The organism is Bradyrhizobium sp. 187 (assembly GCF_023101005.1).
Lineage (GTDB): Bacteria > Pseudomonadota > Alphaproteobacteria > Rhizobiales > Xanthobacteraceae > Bradyrhizobium > Bradyrhizobium canariense_D.
Genome location: NZ_CP064693.1, coordinates 1185498 through 1203041, shown reverse-complemented (window position 1 = coordinate 1203041; position 17544 = coordinate 1185498). Strand labels below are relative to the sequence as shown.

The window sequence follows — 17544 nt, the reverse complement described above, 5'->3', positions numbered from 1 at the left end:
CCCCTGCCGTTCGCTGGCCGTCGCCCTGGCGCGCCGGTCGTCCCAGCCTTTGCTCACGACGCTCGTCTTGTCTGTGGTTTGCCTGACGCCGCACGGACGACAAACAGCTTCTCGGCCGACCGTGGTATGAACTGACTACGCCGCGTGAACAGATCGACGACTCTAGAATTCTGCCGCCACGAAAAGACGCGCTGCGGCACCATCAACGATAGGCGGTTCTTTGACCTCGTCATCGCGACATATAGGAGTCGCCGCTCTTCTTCGACCTCTGCTGGCGTCTTGGCCTTCGACGAAGGGATGCAACCATCCACCGCGTTCAAGAGGTAAACGTGGTCCCATTCCTGACCTTTGGCAGAGTGAATCGTCGAGAGGACCAGACAATCATCATCCGACCGGCCCGGCTTGTTTGGGCCGACGGCACCTTCTGGGGGCTCCAGAGTAACTTCCACAAGAAACTGCTCACGCGAGCTATAGCTGCTGGCGACAATGCAGAGCTGGCCAAGGTCTGCCGAACGAAGCTCGGGATTGTCGTGCTTCATCAGCGGCAAATACCATTTCACCACCTCCGGCAGGCTGGCCTTCCAGGGCCGTTTCTGCAGACGCCTTATCAACCGCACAAATTGCCCCCAATGATCGCCGCAACCGCGAGGCCGGTCGACGTCTCTGAGCACCAGCCGCCCCGTCCGTCTTTCTAGTCGCTCTATCACCTTCATGGCCGCGCTCGGGCCGATGCCCGGCAGCAGCTTCAAGGCTCTCATAGCGGCCACCTCATCACGCGGATTTTCCAGCCAACGTAACAGGCTGAGCACGTCCTTGATGTGCGCGGCTTCGAGAAACTTGACGCCACCCCACTTCTCGAACGGTATGCTGCGCTTCGTCAGCTCGATTTCGAGCTTCTGGCCGTGGTGAGACGAGCGCATCAAGACCGCTTGGGCACGAAATGGAATGCCTTCCTCCTTTGCGCGAAGAATCTGGCTGGAGATATAAGTGGCTTGTGCCGAGTCGTTCTCGACAACGGCGAGCCTTGGCTTGCCCAAGTTCGGCCGGTCGGACCAGAGATTCTTGGCATATGCACGCGTCGAAAGGTTGATGACCGCATTGCACGCCTTGAGGATCTGGTTCGTCGAACGGTAGTTCTGTTCGAGGTTGATAACCCGGACCTTCGGCAGCACCCGCGGAAAATCTAGGATGTTCTCGACTGTGGCCGCTCTGAACGAATAGATCGCTTGAGCATCGTCGCCGACAACGGTGACGCCTCGGCCATCAGATTTGAGACCAAAGAGGATCTTGGCTTGAAGACGGTTGGTGTCTTGGTATTCATCCACCAGCACGTGGCTGAAACGAGCTCGTAGCTGCGCGGCGATGTCGGGCTGCTTCAGTATCTTCACCCAGTAAACCAGCAGGTCGTCGTAATCGAAGACGTTCTGCTTGCGCTTTGCCGCCCGGTACTCGGTGAAGAGTTGCCGAAGCTGCCGGGTCCACTTCTTGCTCGCTGGGTACTTCGATTTCAGAACCTCCTTCAGAGGCATGCAGGCATTGATTTTGTACGAATAGATTTCGAGACATTGGTTCTTGTCTGGAAAACTCACGTCCAAGGTCGAGAAACCGAGCTTGTGTCTAACCATGTCGAGCAGGTCGGTGCTGTCGCCCCGGTCCTTGATCGTGAAATTGGGGGACAAGCCCAGTTGCTCCGCAAATTCTCTGACAAGCCTTGCGCCTACAGCGTGGAATGTACCTGAATACGGGATCTCACCGACATTCGTGCCTAGGACACGCCCAGCAGTGGCAATCGCGCGACGCGTCATTTCCTGCGCCGCCTTCCGGGTGAACGTGAGCAACAAGATGTTGTCCGGGCTCACTCCGCTTGCCAGAAAATGAACAACCCGGTTCGACAATGTCTCGGTTTTTCCAGTCCCTGCTCCGGCGATGATGAGTAGCGGCCGACCAGGCTTTGCAGGGTCCGACTTGTATCCATGCACGACAGCAGCGCGCTGCGTTTTGTTCATATGTTTCAGATGCTCGAGAGGCATGATTTTTCCTTCGTGAGATATTCGACTACCGACCCTTTACAGGTTCGTTTTCTCGCGAAGCTTGATGGTCCAGTGAAGAAAACCAGCCCAACGTGCGACACCTTTCGACCACGAGTTCAGTGACGCCGCCCAACTAGCTATGAATGCGGCTGGGAAACCTGGACAAATCTGGATTCGACACACGCATGGCAACGCAACAAGCGGGCTGCTGAGCAAGCCTCGGAGCAAGCCGGCATCAGCGCATGCCGGGTCCAGGATTTGGCTGGTCGCACGCAGCGTCAGGCGCATGTCGCTGCAAAGTTTCTGTTGCGCGCTCGGCCAAATGTTCTATATTTGTTCTCAGAAACTGGTTCGAGTGAAATGCCTGGCAAGCAAGCCAAGACACTTTCGATTGATCATATCGACGATCTCTTGTTTTTCGCCGCGCGCTCTCGCCACCCGCTTCGCAACCGTCTCATCGTCTTGCTCTCGGTAAAGGCAGGTCTTCGCGCAGCCGAGATCGCCAAGTTGACGTGGGCGATGCTGCTCGATCCAAGCGGCGAAGTCGGCAGCACGCTTGAAGTTCGCGACGAGATCGCCAAGAAGCGCAGCGGCCGCTCGATTCCGATACATCCTGAGCTTCGACAGGCGCTCGTCGAGGTGCGGCGGCTGTCTCGGGGGCATGGTCCCCTCATTCGATCTGAGCGTGGCGGCGCGATGACGCCTATGAGCATCGTCGTCTGGTTCAGCCGCGCTTATGAGGAGCTCGGGTTCGAGGGATGCTCATCGCACTCCGGGCGTCGAACCTTTATTACGCGAGCGGCCCGCTCGGTTCACAAGGCAGGCGGTTCGCTGCGAGACGTCCAACTGCTCGCCGGCCACCGATCCATCCAGACGACACAGCGATATATCGACGGCGATAGCGACGCTCAACGGAGGTTGGTATCCCTCATCTAGCCACCAACGTTCCGGGCAGGCGCTCGGCAAAACTAGCTGTCGGCAAGAAGTCGGCCGCGACGAAATCCTCCGATCCGCTGGACCGGGCCGAAAACTTGATCCGGACTGTCTGCGCGGTCGCTGGGTCGATGTCATTCCTGGACGAGATCAAAGACGAGGTGCAACAGGCCGGCCTAGATCGAGCTGTCGCCCTCGCTGTTACGCCCCCGATTTTTGATTGGCTCGTTACGACTTTTAGCTTTCAGGGGATCTCGGACCGCGTTGCGCGCGACTACATCAACAAGCACGGCACGGCGTCCTGGTCGACGATTGAAGCGAGCGAGAGGAGCGCGCCCTCTTGTCCCAAGCTACGCAGCTATTGGCATTTCGAGGGCTGCCGATACGACAAGACTAGCTTTACGTGCTCGGAGCCCGACCATATCGATGCCTGCCCCCTGCCCCGGCCGCACCTTCGGAACGGGCGACTGAACCAAACCGCACATTCGTTTTTCTTGTTTGTCCGCGACCTCGCCGACGGCGACCTTGTTGGCTGGATCGACCATCGACTGGAAAGCGCCAAAGGTGCGACCACGGCCGATTTGGAGGCCGCGCGGCAAGAAGCCTTGATCGGTCCTCTTCGGAACGTTTACGGCGTGTCCGACAAGATACTCATGATGACGCTTTCGACGCTGTTAATCGGCGCGGGCGCGCATCGACCGCTCTGGCTTGAAACCGGTACGGCGATGATCGCGGTGGACACGCTGGTTCATAACTTTCTGCATCGCACGGGCATTTTACAGGACTGCGGCAGTGATCACGCTTACGGCGCTGCGTGCTATGGCCCCGGTGGCTGCGCTGAAATCATCAGGACCGTGGCCAACCGTATCGATACACGCATGTTGAATCCTGCATTCCCGCAGAAGTTTACGCGATTTGTGCAGAACGCCATCTGGCGCTTTTGCTCAGCCGGCTGCCTGAACATATGCAACGGCAACCGGATTGACGACCGGCAAGCTTGCCAGATCGGCTATTGTCACCTGCATCAAAGGTGCGGCCGAATACCGTTAAAAATGGCAAAAATAGACGTTAAAACAGCTACATAGAGCAGGCTCTCTGCGAAGAATGTGCTTGAGACAACACCACGATTCGCCTATACTCGCTTTACAAGGTCTACAACGACTTTGCAATTTATAGTGGAGAGACTTTCGTGATTAGTTTGCCTCGGCGGGCATCTGGCCTGCCACCGTGGCCAAGCCACGACATCGCTAGAACTGCAGAGAACGGGGCCCTATTGGGCCCCGTCTGCTTTTGAGGAGGAGAAAGATGGGAAAGCAGCCAGAGAAGAAGGCGGCCAACGCTCCAGACAAGCTCTTTGTCTTCGGCCTTGATGAGGACGGCAAGCCAAGGGGCGCCCGGTTTGCGGAATTCAACGAGAAAGTCGTCAGCGCCGCGGCCCAAATGAAGTTGGCGTCCGTGCATCCGGCCTCGCCGGCAGTCGCAGTGATCGGAATGAAGCTACCTGTGGGAAGGCTGTACGCAAGCGGCAAGGCATTCGTGCCGCCAATACGGCGGGATCTCCTGGGGAAGCTCAAAGCAGCGCTCGAGGCACCTGGAGACGCAAGCCAGGTTCACCAACCTGCGCCAGCGCAAGCCACCGAAAAGGCGAAGGCGCCTGGTGGGGTTGTTGCTGCTGGACTGCCGCGGACGTGGGAGAGCATCGATGTCGGCCAAATGGTGCTCGTTGAGGACGATGACCCAGGGTTTGGGTGGTGGCCTTGTCTGGTGACCAAGCGGGAGGACCAGGTCTTGACCCTTCAGCTTCGCGACTATCCGGACAAGGGCACCTACGTTCGGCACATCGCCCAGGTGGGGCTCCTAAACCCCGGTCCCGAGTAACCTTCGCGACCAGCTCCCAAGCCCGGACCACGGCCCGGGCTTTTGCAACCTGACCATGCCTGATGCTGAGCGGACGCGAGCCAGGCACAAACATCAACAAATCATATAGGAGAAATAACCATGTCCATGCAAACGGACGCGGAGAAAACGCGTGTGCTCAACGATGAGCTGCGGAAACACCTTCTCGGCGGCGGCGCCCTCATCACGGTTGGTATCGCCGAGCTAGGCCCGGAAGCCGTAGAACGCCTAGTCAAGACGATTGCCGTGTTTGACGACTTTCACCACGCCAACGATCCCCACTACGAGCATGACTTTGGTGTCTTTGACTTTGACGGCACCGCCGTGATGTTCAAGATCGACTATTTTGATAAGTCGCTCAACTTCCATTCACCCGATCCGGCAGACCCAGCCGTCACCGAGCGGATCATCACGATCATGAGGGCAGACGAGTACTAGTCCCGCTTCCTGCCAGCCGGCGGCTTGGCTAACAGCCGTTCAGGCCCGACCCCAAGCGCGGCGGCGAGCCGGGCGAGGACCGTAATAGTCACGTTCCGCTGCTGCCGCTCTACCTGACTGATGTAGGTCCGATCCAGATCAGCTTCGTGAGCTAGCTCTTCCTGCGAAAGCCCGGCCGCTTTCCGGAGCTGCCGGACGTTCGCCGCGACCACATCGATGATCGTCAATTCAACCATGACTATTGATCCACGGTGGGTCTCATTTGTTGCCACGAGCATCAAGGATCTCCTGAAAAAGAAAGAGATCGAGACCGACACGCGGGTTTGGCGAAAGGGTATGCCTGAATGGAAACCCCGACCTCGGTGAACTTGTAGCTGCCGAGCCACCCGACATTTCGTCGAAGCACATCGGCAACGGTTACGTCTGGACGCTGGCCCTCTTACCAATCGTCCTGGGCGTGATCGAAGCTATGGTGAGCGCCAGCAACCAGGAGGCTGCGGCCCGCGCCATAGCTTTCGGTATTCCGTACCACGCCAGCCGGGGCTACTGTTCCAGGTGCCCATTGTCATTAAGGGGACTGCTGGGTTGGCTCGATGATCGCAGGTTGCAGCAAGCAAGCTATGGCTCCCGGGCAACCTGCGTCACATCCGTTCTGCTTACGCCAGTTTACCCGTTCATGAGGGCGAATCGCTTGAAGCAGCGTCCCTATTATGCGGTAACGTGCGTCGTCTGCCTGATCATCGGCTTCATAATCTACGCGTCCGTCGAAAGTTGAATGTAATATAAATGCCGGGCCCAAAACAGAGCCAGGCATTTTCGCACCGAGTATTCATTTAGCCCCAAACAATCTGCGTGCGCGCTACCGACATCTCGTCGGCGGCCGACAACTTGTGGATCAAAGCCGATGAAGTCCATATTCCCGTTGATGTTGCTTTTTCTCTCCGCCGCCTCATCCGCTGAGGAAGTCAAGATCAAGTGGAAAGGCGACTACGCTCATAATTCGAACAAACACTGGGCCAAGGACAACCCCTATGACTCCGGCTTCTCAAAGAATTTTAAGAACGGCACGCCGGAAGAGTTCGACGCACTGCAGAAGGACGGCGAACTGAACGCCTTTATCTACTCGCCGAAGGAAACGAAGGGCCCGACGCCTTACGTGATTCTCTTACACGGTTGCGACGGCCTCGGCACACTTTCCAAGGAGTGGGCGGCACACGTGGCCAACGTACTCAACCCATCAGGCGTTGGCGTGCTGGTGCTCGACAGCTTCACGACGCGCTATGTGGATCGTTCGTGTGGCACCGCCGATTTGCACTGGGGTCGTCGACGTGCCGACGATGCATACTCCGCACTAGATTACCTGATCGAGAAGAAACTGGCAAAGGCCAATGAAGTCTACCTCATGGGTTACAGCAACGGCGGCACGGCGACGTTGGTGTCAATGACGACGCAAGAAATAGATCATCCACACCGCTTCGCGGCAGCATTCGCCGTCGCTCCAGGTTGCAGCCCGTCGCTGCAGCATTCCGCAATATATACGGGCCCGATCATCATCTTTATGGGGGACCACGACGACGCGAACAATCCAAAATGGTGTGAAGAACTCACAAAGAGGAAGCGGTCTGTTCCGGTGCAAATGATCGAATATCAAGGTGCCAATCACGGCTTTCCGGTGAATGCGCCCGCGCACGATTTCATGGGTTGGCATCTCAGCTACAGCCCGACCGCGGAGAAGGACATGATGCGGACCATTGGCTTCGCGGTCAAAACAAGGAAGTTCGTCAAAGGCATCGAGCTCCGATGACCGCTCGTACAAGGACCTTCTTATGGGCCAGAAATCGGAACCGCAGGGGTTCGACCAAGTCTATGTCCTCGGTCTCGACGACCGAGGACATCCGCGGGGCGCTCGATTCAGCGTCCTGAAGGACAGCATCGTCTCCGCGGCAATGGATCTGAATTGCCGCGTGCTTTTCAGACAGCCTGAACCCGTGTCGAAGCTCGGAATGAAGCTGCCGGTGGGGCACGTCTTCGGCAGCGGCAAGGTAGTGACACTGCTTCTCCCGAACATCGGATGCAGACTCTACAAGCAGATATTGGAGGCTCTGCAAGTTGCTGCCATCCAGGAGAGAACAGAGATCGAAGCCGCGATTTCACTCGTCAACCACTAAGTTCTGCAAACGAGCTGATATTCTTCAATTTTGTTTCTAAAGCGGCTTGAGTTCTCGATCTAATTTAAGGCGTGCAAGGAAGCAAAAGTGGCGAACAACGTCGCGCCGAGAGCTGCGAGCGACTACTAATCGCGAGATCATTATTAGCATTAAGCCTTATGAGCGATGGCGATGGGTCTGATTGCTGAGCTGCTCGCCGAGAGCAGTCTGCGCAGAGTGCCCGTAAGATGCGAGCGATACGGCTTGAAGCAAGACCCCAGTGGTGAGACTACGCCCGCTCCTAAGGACCATAGGAGCGGGCTTCTTATGTTGTGGTCGATGATCTCAACGAGCTGTCGCTAAACTGCCACCGCGGACACAGACATCGGGCACAATCCGCTTTCCAGGCCGACCGCCGGATCCCCTCAAGCTTTATTTCCGACTCGGGAATTCACGAACGAGCTGACCATCGACCAACCCGCCACCTTTTCCTTCTGCATCAATTGCTCGTGCTTCACGAGGTGTCATACCTTGCTCCACCACAAGCGGGTTATTGTCATAAGATCCCCATTGCTTATGAAATGGCGCAACACCAAGGCGGCGGCAATCGCCAATAACATCGCGAATCCAATGCGGCCTCACTGTACGGGCACCGGCACCGCTTTCTCCCCCAGATATTAGCCAATCCGGCAAAAGCCCGTTGGTCGGCAACCGCACGGGCCCGAGAGCAGGCTCGTAAGATATGAAGCGAATAACCGCGGGTACTTTCTTTAGACGCTTCCACCGTAAATCAAACTGTGTCTGATCTTCGGCTGTTGTTCCGAGCCCAACGTTGGAATAGCCATCGTGCCAATCGGCGGGCAGCATTCTTTCGATATTCTCTGGTCTTTTTGTAAGAACCAACCAGTCTAACTTCTCGCACTTGCGGATTAGAGCGAACAAGTCCTTACGCCATGAAGAATCAACCTGATTGTCAAACACGTCGGCGAGCGAAGCGCAGAACACACGAGGTCGATGGCCATTTTCCTTTCGAAACGTGCGGGCTTGCGTGTTCCACTGGATGGGCTTTTTCCAATTTTGTTCTGAAGTTCGTTTGCGCTCGCCATGGGGGCCCCATTGCACCCTTTTGTAGCGGTGATCCATCATTGCTTCCGCATAGCAATTATCACACCCCGGCGACACTTTCTGGCAGCCAATCCACGGATTGAATGTATGATCGCACCATTCGATTTTAGAATTTTCACCCATCATAAATCTCCAAGATTCAGAGCATCGCTCTGCCCGAAACAACGGTCCCGGTGGCATCCTTTACAAGTTTGTGTTTCCGCTACTAGCGATGGCTAAACGCAAGCGGGCGACATTGTCTCAGAGGGAATTCATTGGTGACGATGCAGGGATCATTTTTGCGGCAGACGCCGCACCAATTTTGAGCTCGAAAACCTCCATTTTCGGCGAAAATGTTCGCCTGAGGCGGCACACTATTTCGCGATTGAATTTGTCGACTGATCTGGCAGCAGTTATCTGGCCCGCAAAGAAAGGAGCGGCACGGCCGAGACGGCGCGTGGGCCGCTTTGAAATCTATGACGTGCTGAAGGAGATCTACCGGATCTATGTTGGTTGGCAGCGCCTCAAGATAGCAAAGAAATCAGCTCATGCGGTTGCCGACGGACTCAACCTGTCTTGGCGCAAGGGCAAGAGCCCGATCCGCGTGATGATAAACGCGGTAAAGCCCGATGCCGACTTCAAACAAAGGAGCAGGTGGGTCCGCGCGATGGAATATATTTATTCCGAAGGCGTACCGCTGGAGCGACTTCGAAAGTTCGTGGGTCGTCACGGGGGATTAGCTGGGTGCGCCCGACTCGCTGTGCGCGTCAATAGGAAGCGAAGGCGTCCACGCCGAGAGTGCAACGAAGGAGACTGGACTGATTGAGAAACTCCACGCTCGGCTTCGGCCGCGGTCCCAGAAAGATGCCGGTCGTTCTGGGGCGACCGGCATCTCGGCCTCTGCTTCATTCCGACGGGAATTCCAGCCACGTTTCCCTATAGCTGACGTTCCTCAACAAGCTTACGCATCGCTCTGGTCGAGATGTAGATATGCTCCTCAACCGCGACTTGTTCAGTGTCATCGCTGAATAACCGATACTCTGCTAAGCCAATTCTGCAAAAGGCCTCGCAGACCATCATCTGATCCTCTGCATCCTTAATGCCTTCCAACTCGAAAAGCGTGCATAGTGGCTCATCAAACTTGATGGACCATCTGACTTCCTTGCCATCACAGAGGGCTACGACGGCGGACGAAACTATCCTATTAGCATCACTCATAACACTTCTCCTCAGAGAGTCCCGGTAGCGGCATGCATCCTCGACCTCTAGGGAACCTTTACAAGTTTTGAAACCCGTTCCGCGTTGAGCGACCCTTCGGCATTGATCACCTGAAAGCTTGGCCGATTTCCTGATGATCATCTGAGAGAAGCGGGAATTCAGACCACCGCCGCTATGTTGTCAGCTCGGGATTTCCGGCGCGATCACAAACTATCCAGATCGAGCGCCCCGAAGTTCATCTGCGCCTCGCCTTGCGCGCCGCCATCAAGACGCAAAAAGCCCCACCGTTCTGGCGGGCTCTCATCGCTTTGATCAATGGCCCCCGGTTCCCTAAACTCGTTGCTCTGCATTCTGAAGAGCCGTTCGGGCATTCCGATGGCCACTCTCAGATCGATTAGCGCGGAAACAGCATCGCCAACGCTCTCGTCCAAGTGATCGATGACGATGGCATCCCGATCGACCTCGTGCCCGACAGAGGCCATTGGCCCCGCACCGACATCGACTGCATCGCTCAGGTCGGCGAAAAACGCTTCCAGTCGGCTCAAATTTGACCTGAGGGCGGATAAAGCTTTGACGAAGCTCCTTCCGTCCAAGCCGCCGAGAGCAATGCAGTTCTTTTCCGCGTCAAAATTAGTTCCGGTCATATCTTTTTCCTCTTTGCGACGGCACGCCGTCAGTGGCGTGGCTTTGATACGCAGAGGGAATTTACAAGTTCAGTTATCGACACTAGAGGCGCATGCGCGATGTTGGCGCGAGCCTTCGCCACGCCGCTTTCGGGCCGTACAGTTTCGTTCGCCGTCCCTCGACTACGACGCGAAAGCTATTTGTCCGTTTCGCCGGTACTGGCAAGTCATTGATCTTCAAGGCCAGCCGTTTTGCGCTCTTGAGCAATCGCGCGCCATCACCACCAGCCACGGCGAGCTTGTCCAAATGAAGGTGCTTCATAGCGTGAAAGAGGACGATCCGATCACAATGCCGGAGGTTCGATTTGCCCTGCTTGAACCGCTGGAGAACAACGCCGTCCGCATTCGTAATCGGCCGACCTCGCTTATCTTGCCTATCCAGAACTGACACACGATAGGTTTTGCATGGCGACTTCAGAATATACGCCGAGTACCTGGGTAGCCGCCCCTGCTTGATCTTGCGGGTATGAGTGGCATCCAAACCATCCGCTATGGCGGCATAGTGGCCCGCCTTCACGAGCTTCCGGAGGCGCTTCTTTAGCACCTTGCGCGTGACGCCCCACACCAGAGCATGTAAGTGCCAAAACAAGCACCGTTTCCCATTGTAGCGAACCCCGTGCTGCAAATTGACGTAATAGGCTGGCTCGACCATGCCAAAATATGAGAACCCCCGCAGGCCATACCTGAGCCGGTTTTTGATGAGCTCCAGGTCAGCTTCCGAGAGTCGGTCATCCGGCGACCGGGCGCAGGTGATGTCCATGAGAGATACGAAATAGACATCCCGGTTGTGCGTGGTCCCATACCCACCGTCACAAAAAAAGCGCGATAGTTCGTTGCTGACGGCTCGTCCCCAGATCCGACGTGAGAAGGAATTTACGGCCAGGAGATCGTGCCGAAATCTGCCTTTCGGCAGTTCGCGATCACCACGAGACAACGTGTGGCGTTTGCGAGACTCCTGAAACGCCAAGCGCAGGGCTGACTGCTCTAAAGACTGCCAATAGTCGATCCTGGTATTGCCATAGAAAGTCATGTTCATCTCCAATCCGCTGCTGGAGATGCTTTACAAGTTGCCGCGTCACGTAGATTTGGTCGTAGGCGGTTCAAAGTGCCCAGTTGGGGGCTGTAGAACGTCTGTTGGTTGATTGGTGTGTTCAAGCAAGCGATGGTGTGTTCAAGCAGCAAGGCTAAGCACGCGTCGGATCACGAATTAGCGCGCGGCAAACTGCTGTAAATCTTACAGGCAGGACAACGGCGCGCGCCGATCAGGCTTCTGGTAGGTCTCTTCAAGAGACCGGCCGGGTTGTCTCTCCTGGCCGCCGGCGGCTGCATCAGATCGATCCCAAAGATCGCCAGGTCGTCAGCATCAATTCTGGTGCTTTACTGCGAACGTGATCTTTGGCGAAGACCCCTGAGTGCTATTCGACTTGGCCTCGTCCGACTTTCTCTGGACCCCACTCCCCGCCGACGCGACAACTGCGGCGTTTTGGCGGCTAGCCCCGCAGTCCTTTTTGCAACTCACTCCCGTCCAAATAACGGTCGCAAGAGTTCGACGACAGCTCTGTCGAGCAAACTATGATACCCATTGATGAAAAAGCGAGGGCGACCGTCCCTCTCTCATCCGAGATAAATACGTTAGCACAGTGCCACAGCCGGCCCACGTATCATGAGCATCGGCATAGGGGGCGACCTTGTGGGTCGCACCCCTGCCACACCACCCGGCATGCGGGACCGCAGCGGCGGTTGGCGAAGTTGAGGTCATGGAGCCGTGACAGTCCCAGTCGATTCGACCAGTTTAGGGGCAACACGACGTTGAGAAGCATGCCGCTGTTACGCCACCAGCGACGGCTGCTGGCCGCCACTTGTCGCGCAACGTCCCGCTTGGCTCCCATTGCCTGCAATTCCCTGTACACGGTCGTACCGGGTTTCCAGTGTTTGAGCTGGATAGCGCGCAACCGATGACGCAGCCACTCGTCGAGCTCTCGCCAGACCTCTGATGTTTGCGCCAGCCGGAAGTACGCCTTCCATCCAAGCGATAGCACCTGCGATTACTAGCTCGAAGCAGCGCCATCACCCGTTCACCCGCCCGGCGGCTGCGAACGTAAACGTTCGCGCCGTCGGCGTGACGCACGAAGCAATGGCCCCTACGTTCCAGCGCCTAGTCCACTTCATCGAGCAGGACGTTGGCCAGCAGTGGCGATAGCGTCCCGCCCTACGGCGTCCCATCATGCGCTTCTGGACCACGCCATCGTCCATGATCCCGCTGTTCAGATACGCCCGGACCAACCGGATGACCGCGGTGCCCCCGATCCGTTTCGGTCGATGAGGATGTCGTGATCGACCCGGCAAAGTGCTTTTACAGATCCACGTCCACCACGATCCGGCGACCCGATTGCACGTATGGAGAACCCCGTCCGAGTTCGCGATGACCTGCCACCCGCGCCGGGATCTGGCGCTGCGCTGTGCCGAAGGCTCCGCGCCAATTCCCGGCGCTGCCACCGCCCAACCGGGCAAATCCAACGGCATGGGCGAACTCAGGACTGGATAAAATCTGGGGCAAGGTCAGCCCTCATGCAGTTGCGCTTCAGTTCGCTTGCCATGATCAGCTTACAATGGGACTTTCACTCGCAAGAGTGCGCCCATGCTGGGCGCACCAAAAAAAGACCTCCGGTTGCGCCGGAGGTCTTCCGCCTCAAATGAAGAGTGCTGTCACTCCTCCAAATCTTCCCAATCGTCGTCATCGTCACCGAGGTTATCCGCGACGTCGTCACCGAGGCTATCCGCGACGTCGTCACCGAGGCTATCCGCAAGCATCACAGCTTTCACGCGGAAATCGCCATCACTTTCACTTACCCGCGCTACGAGCACGGTGAGCTTGGCGCCCTCCTTTTGGCCCAGTAGCTGGTCGCGATCGGCCGGCTTCATCCAAAAGGGAATCATTACTCTTTCACCGGGTTTCCTTTGCTTTTTCTTTTTGCACCATTCGGAATAGAGCTTTTCCAGCCCCTCCTTCTTGAGGGTAGCAGCGGTATCCTTCACAGGCACCTTGCGCTCGCGAAGGAATTCCAAGGCCCCACACCGCTTGGATGCGAGTTTCCTGGCCTTGCGCGATGACGCACCCGTAGCTTTGGCGACAACCTCAAGAGGCCAGTTGAACGGACCCGACTTTTTTCGAACTTTCTTCTCCTTCTTCACTGCGCGCACGAACTGTTTCTGCAGCGTTTCGCTATCTAAAAGTTTGACGATGATGCGTTGTGCCGTCTCCAAGGTGTCGCGGAGCAGAGCTTGATGTCCCTTGTTGGACTTCCTCAACTTACGCCCGCTGTTGTTAAGTTCCTCCAAAAAACTTTCGATCGTGACAGTCGCCTTTGGAGTGTTCACTTTGCCGCTCTGCTTGCGTGGGGAGGAAGGAGGGCCACTTTTTTTACGCTTAGTCATGGAGAAGCCCCCCAAAAGCGGGAGCATTACCAAACCAGCGCGCCTCTTCTTCAATTGAAATCAAGGTACGCTTTCCGACTTTCCTCGGGCGAAGACGACCTTCTTTGATTTCCTTGTAGGCGGTAGTCCGTCCAATTCCGTTACGGAAACAGAACTGCTCCAAGCTGACGCAATTTCGTTCCGTGTATTCCGACTTGCTCATCGACATAGTCTCCACACCGCTCGATCGAGCGGGAAAGATCCGATTCGGGTGAAGCTGAAATTTGAGTGGGCTTAACGGTCGACCGCGAGCTGCAGGCCTCATGCCTGCCACGTCCGGCGCGAAGCACCATTCGAAACATCAGTCTTCGGTGAATCTGAAATTCGTGGATTCAACGGTCGACCGCGAGTTGCAGGCCTATCGCCTGCCGCGTCGAGCCGCGAAGTACCATTCAGTACGTCTTCGCGGTCACTCGTTGTCTGCAGGGCGGAGCATAGGATGCCCGCCGGCAGAGACATGAAGCCTCGACGTTCTAGTCGTCCAGCGACTTCGAAACGTCTCTCCTGCTCAGTCGGCCAGTCTAGGATCAGTTCAATATCTGACGTGATCCATAAGAACGACAATACCGCGTCAACTCACATTCTACAAGCTGGAATGCTCTGATCCATCCTGCGTACTCGAGAAGGGGTGAGGGCAACGGAAAATTCGTGCTGCTAGCTCGAGGCGTTCATTGCCGCCCGGGAACGTTCGTCAAAGAGCAACGGTTTCGGGATTCGCGTTGAAGAAAATTTGAAGAAGGCCATCAGGACTTTTACCAGCAGTGGCGTAAAGTCTTGATTTCATTGGCGCTCCCTAGGGGAATCGAACCCCTGTTTCAGCCTTGAGAGGGCCGCGTCCTAACCGCTAGACGAAGGGAGCGTTGAGGGAGAGGACATAGCCTCGAATTTTGCCGGCGGCAAGCGGGGATCGAGGGGTTTCGGATGCTCGCTCTCCGCTGTCGTCCTGGCGAATGCCAGGACCCACCAGTCCCCGCAACCACACCAGCCGGTGTTATGGGTCCTGGCCTTCGCCAGGAAGACGATGGCGGCGAGTTCCGAGGCCGTACTCACGGCTCATTGGCGAATTTCAGCTTTCCAGCCGGCTTCAACGTGTGGGCATCGAAGGTGCGGATCTCGGTGACGCCGCCGATGTCGAGCGTGATCACGAGCCGGTCGCCGGCGACGCCGCTCGAGACGATTTTGGCGCCCTTCGGGAGAGTCGCGGTGACGTCGCCTGCCGGCTCGGGCGCCCTTCCCTCGGACTTGAAAAGGCGGTAGCCCACCGCGATCAGCACGGCGCAGATTGCCAGCGCCGTGGTCAACCCCGCGACCAGCATCATCCGCCGCACCCGCGCGAACAGCGCGGCCTGCTCGGGGCTCGGTTCGGGAACAACGGTATCAGACGTCGTCATGGAAAATTCTGGCTCTGCGCAAAGGTTGGAGGTTGTCGTCGAAGGCTCCGAGGGCTCGACCCGGCTCGACCGCGTGCTGGCGCTGCACCTTGCCGAGCTATCGCGATCGAGGCTGAAAGCCCTGATTCTGGGGGGCGCGGTGAGCCTCAGGGACGCCGCGATCCGGGACCCCGCTTATCACGTCGCCTCCGGCGATACGATCACAATCGACGTGCCGGAAGCGGCCGCGCCGGAGCCGAAAGGCGAGGATATCGCCCTCGAGATCGTGTTCGAGGACGACGACATCGTCGTCCTCAACAAGCCGAAGGGGCTGGTGGTGCATCCCGCGGCGGGCCACGAGACCGGTACGCTGGTCAATGCGCTGATCGCCCATTGCGGCGGCTCGCTCTCCGGCATCGGCGGGGTGCGCCGGCCCGGCATCGTGCACCGGCTGGACAAGGACACCACCGGGTTGATGGTGGTCGCCAAGAACGACCTCGCGCATGCCTCGCTCACCGCGCAATTCGCCGATCACGGCCGTACCGGGCCGATGCGGCGCGGCTACATGGCCTTCGCCTGGGGGCTGCCGGGCCGCCATCGCGGCACCGTGGACGCGCCGATCGACCGTCACCCGCATGCGCGCGAGAAAATGGCGGTGCGCCAGGGCGGCCGCGAGGCCGTGACGCATTGGGAGCTTCTGGAGAGTTTTGCCGGACGCGACGGCAAGCCGATCGCGACGCTGCTCGCCTGCGAACTCGAGACCGGACGCACCCATCAGATCCGCGTCCACCTCGCCCATATCGGCCACCCCCTGATGGGCGACGCCGTCTACGGCCCGCATTTCAAGACCAAGGCGAACCAGCTGGGCCCCGAGTCGCAGGCCGCCCTCGCCGCGCTGGGGCGGCAGGCGCTGCACGCCTACCTGCTGGTATTGGAGCACCCGAGGACTGGAGAATTACTTCACTGGGAGACGCCTCTGCCGGAGGATTTGCTTCTCCTTCAGGGGGCCCTCAAGGCGGCGCTATGACGCAGGCCGCTTCAGAAATGCTTTACATTACAAAAAGTTATAGCTGCCACACGGGGACGTGACGTCAGCAATCCTTCCCTTTTTGCCTTCCGATGGAGTATATTGCGCTTGCGTTGAAGACCAACGCGGAACATCGCAGCACCGATCGGCTTTAACCAAGCGGTCGTCTGCCTGGCCCGCCGCTATCGGGGGCCTGAACCTGTTTGGAGGGCGCACTATGGCCCGTACAGCTACCCTGCCGGTCCTTAATGGCGAATCCGGCCTTTCCCGTTACCTCGGCGAAATCCGCAAGTTTCCGATGCTGGAACCCCAGCAGGAATACATGCTCGCCAAGCGTTGGCGCGAGCACGATGATCGCGACGCCGCGCACCAACTCGTCACCAGCCATCTCCGTCTCGTGGCCAAGATCGCCATGGGCTATCGCGGCTACGGCCTGCCGATCTCCGAGGTCGTCTCAGAAGGCAATGTCGGCCTGATGCAGGCGGTGAAGCGGTTCGAGCCCGAGAAGGGCTTCCGTCTCGCAACCTACGCGATGTGGTGGATCAAGGCCTCGATTCAAGAGTACATCCTGCGTTCGTGGTCGCTCGTGAAGATGGGCACCACCGCGAACCAGAAGAAGCTGTTCTTCAACCTGCGCAAGGCGAAGAGCAAGATTTCCGCACTGGACGAAGGCGATCTCCGCCCCGACCAGGTGGCCATCATTGCCAAGCGTCTCGGCGTCACGGCTCAGGACGTGGTCGACATGAACCGCCGCCTCGGTGGCGACGCGTCGCTCAACGCTCCGATCCGCGACGACGGCGAAGCCGGCGAATGGCAGGACTGGCTGGTCGACAATTCGCCCAACCAGGAAGCCATGCTGGCGGAGCACGAGGAGTATGATCACCGCCGTGACGCCCTGAACGGCGCCATGGGCGTGCTCAACCCGCGCGAACGCCGCATCTTCGAGGCGCGCCGCCTCGCCGATGAGCCGATGACGCTGGAAGACCTGGCTGCCGAGTTCGGCGTGTCGCGCGAGCGCGTCCGCCAGATCGAGGTCCGCGCCTTCGAGAAGGTGCAGTCCGCGGTCAAGGGCACGATCGCAAAGGCCGAACAGGCCGCGCTGGAAGCCGCGCTCTAAGCGCGAGGTTTTTAGCGCCAGAGTTTGGCGGATCGACAAGTGACAGAAAGCCGGCGGCAACGCCGGCTTTTTTGTTTGGACGCAACTCTCGCCGTCATGCCACGCGA

20 protein-coding genes and 1 tRNA gene are annotated in these 17544 nt (G+C 57.9%); 10 read left to right on the top strand and 11 right to left on the bottom strand.

Going from position 1 to position 17544, the window contains the following annotated elements:
* Window positions 1-53: 53 nt before the first annotated feature.
* Window positions 54-2030: an ATP-dependent helicase gene (locus tag IVB19_RS05940; RefSeq protein ID WP_247821082.1), complete on the bottom strand. Its 1977-nt coding sequence runs from the start codon at window positions 2028-2030 to the stop codon at window positions 54-56.
* Between the two features lie 360 nt (window positions 2031-2390).
* Here IVB19_RS05940 and IVB19_RS05935 point away from each other — a divergent pair, with 360 nt between their 5' ends.
* The 4 genes from IVB19_RS05935 to IVB19_RS05920 all read left to right on the top strand — a co-directional run bounded on the left by IVB19_RS05935 (window position 2391) and on the right by IVB19_RS05920 (window position 5297).
* On the top strand, window positions 2391-2966 hold the full coding sequence (locus IVB19_RS05935; protein WP_247821081.1) for a tyrosine-type recombinase/integrase: 576 nt from the start codon (window positions 2391-2393) through the stop codon (window positions 2964-2966).
* A gap of 128 nt (window positions 2967-3094) precedes the next feature.
* Window positions 3095-4048: a hypothetical protein gene (locus IVB19_RS05930; protein WP_247821080.1), complete on the top strand. Its 954-nt coding sequence runs from the start codon at window positions 3095-3097 to the stop codon at window positions 4046-4048.
* Between the two features lie 220 nt (window positions 4049-4268).
* Window positions 4269-4841: a hypothetical protein gene (locus IVB19_RS05925; protein ID WP_247821079.1), complete on the top strand. Its 573-nt coding sequence runs from the start codon at window positions 4269-4271 to the stop codon at window positions 4839-4841.
* A 120-nt stretch (window positions 4842-4961) separates the two neighbouring features.
* Window positions 4962-5297 (top strand): DUF3768 domain-containing protein, encoded by a 336-nt coding sequence (locus IVB19_RS05920; protein ID WP_247821078.1) that lies wholly within the window; start codon window positions 4962-4964, stop codon window positions 5295-5297.
* Here the strand turns inward: IVB19_RS05920 and relB are convergent.
* On the bottom strand, window positions 5294-5575 hold the full coding sequence (gene relB / locus IVB19_RS05915; RefSeq protein ID WP_247821077.1) for a type II toxin-antitoxin system RelB family anti-toxin: 282 nt from the start codon (window positions 5573-5575) through the stop codon (window positions 5294-5296). The two genes, IVB19_RS05920 and relB, sit on opposite strands and share 4 nt — an antisense overlap.
* Between relB and IVB19_RS40595 the strand changes: the two genes are divergently transcribed.
* From IVB19_RS40595 to IVB19_RS05905, 3 genes are all read left to right on the top strand, one after another.
* On the top strand, window positions 5514-5663 hold the full coding sequence (locus IVB19_RS40595; protein ID WP_524536736.1) for a GYF domain-containing protein: 150 nt from the start codon (window positions 5514-5516) through the stop codon (window positions 5661-5663). The genes relB and IVB19_RS40595 overlap by 62 nt on opposite strands.
* A gap of 538 nt (window positions 5664-6201) precedes the next feature.
* The gene (locus IVB19_RS05910) at window positions 6202-7101 is read left to right on the top strand and encodes a dienelactone hydrolase family protein (RefSeq protein ID WP_247821076.1); all 900 of its coding nucleotides are present in this window, start codon (window positions 6202-6204) and stop codon (window positions 7099-7101) included.
* Between the two features lie 22 nt (window positions 7102-7123).
* Complete coding sequence (locus IVB19_RS05905; protein WP_247821075.1) at window positions 7124-7465, top strand: hypothetical protein; 342 nt, start codon at window positions 7124-7126, stop codon at window positions 7463-7465.
* A 411-nt stretch (window positions 7466-7876) separates the two neighbouring features.
* Here IVB19_RS05905 and IVB19_RS05900 read toward each other — a convergent pair whose 3' ends face one another.
* Window positions 7877-8692: a DUF5131 family protein gene (locus IVB19_RS05900; RefSeq protein ID WP_247821074.1), complete on the bottom strand. Its 816-nt coding sequence runs from the start codon at window positions 8690-8692 to the stop codon at window positions 7877-7879.
* An 88-nt stretch (window positions 8693-8780) separates the two neighbouring features.
* On the opposite strand from IVB19_RS05900, the gene IVB19_RS05895 reads away from it, so the two are divergent.
* Window positions 8781-9374, top strand: coding sequence for a hypothetical protein (locus IVB19_RS05895; protein ID WP_247821073.1), 594 nt, complete (start codon window positions 8781-8783; stop codon window positions 9372-9374).
* A 110-nt stretch (window positions 9375-9484) separates the two neighbouring features.
* Here the strand turns inward: IVB19_RS05895 and IVB19_RS05890 are convergent, their stop codons facing one another.
* From IVB19_RS05890 to IVB19_RS05850, 8 genes are all read right to left on the bottom strand, one after another.
* Complete coding sequence (locus IVB19_RS05890) at window positions 9485-9766, bottom strand: hypothetical protein (protein WP_247821072.1); 282 nt, start codon at window positions 9764-9766, stop codon at window positions 9485-9487.
* Window positions 9767-9969: 203 nt separating this feature from the next.
* Window positions 9970-10410 carry a hypothetical protein gene (locus tag IVB19_RS05885; protein WP_247821071.1) on the bottom strand — a complete coding sequence of 147 codons (441 nt, stop codon included), beginning with the start codon at window positions 10408-10410 and terminating at the stop codon, window positions 9970-9972.
* 82 nt (window positions 10411-10492) lie between these two features.
* On the bottom strand, window positions 10493-11479 hold the full coding sequence (locus IVB19_RS05880; protein ID WP_247821070.1) for a hypothetical protein: 987 nt from the start codon (window positions 11477-11479) through the stop codon (window positions 10493-10495).
* 631 nt (window positions 11480-12110) lie between these two features.
* Complete coding sequence (locus tag IVB19_RS05875) at window positions 12111-12488, bottom strand: group II intron maturase-specific domain-containing protein (RefSeq protein WP_247821069.1); 378 nt, start codon at window positions 12486-12488, stop codon at window positions 12111-12113.
* 667 nt (window positions 12489-13155) lie between these two features.
* Window positions 13156-13884, bottom strand: coding sequence for a hypothetical protein (locus tag IVB19_RS05865; protein ID WP_247821068.1), 729 nt, complete (start codon window positions 13882-13884; stop codon window positions 13156-13158).
* Window positions 13877-14086 (bottom strand): helix-turn-helix domain-containing protein, encoded by a 210-nt coding sequence (locus IVB19_RS05860; protein ID WP_247821067.1) that lies wholly within the window; start codon window positions 14084-14086, stop codon window positions 13877-13879. The genes IVB19_RS05865 and IVB19_RS05860 overlap by 8 nt, the downstream gene beginning before the upstream one ends.
* Before the next feature lie 621 nt (window positions 14087-14707).
* Window positions 14708-14782, bottom strand: a tRNA-Glu gene (locus tag IVB19_RS05855).
* Between the two features lie 187 nt (window positions 14783-14969).
* On the bottom strand, window positions 14970-15314 hold the full coding sequence (locus tag IVB19_RS05850) for a hypothetical protein (RefSeq protein WP_247296153.1): 345 nt from the start codon (window positions 15312-15314) through the stop codon (window positions 14970-14972).
* On the opposite strand from IVB19_RS05850, the gene IVB19_RS05845 reads away from it, so the two are divergent.
* Together IVB19_RS05845 and rpoH are read left to right on the top strand one after the other, a co-directional pair.
* The gene (locus IVB19_RS05845) at window positions 15313-16320 is read left to right on the top strand and encodes an RluA family pseudouridine synthase (protein ID WP_247296155.1); all 1008 of its coding nucleotides are present in this window, start codon (window positions 15313-15315) and stop codon (window positions 16318-16320) included. The two genes, IVB19_RS05850 and IVB19_RS05845, sit on opposite strands and share 2 nt — an antisense overlap.
* Window positions 16321-16537: 217 nt before the next feature.
* A complete protein-coding gene (rpoH, locus tag IVB19_RS05840) occupies window positions 16538-17437 on the top strand; it encodes an RNA polymerase sigma factor RpoH (RefSeq protein WP_007596598.1) in 900 nt (299 codons plus the stop codon).
* The last annotated feature ends 107 nt before the right edge of the window (window positions 17438-17544 follow it).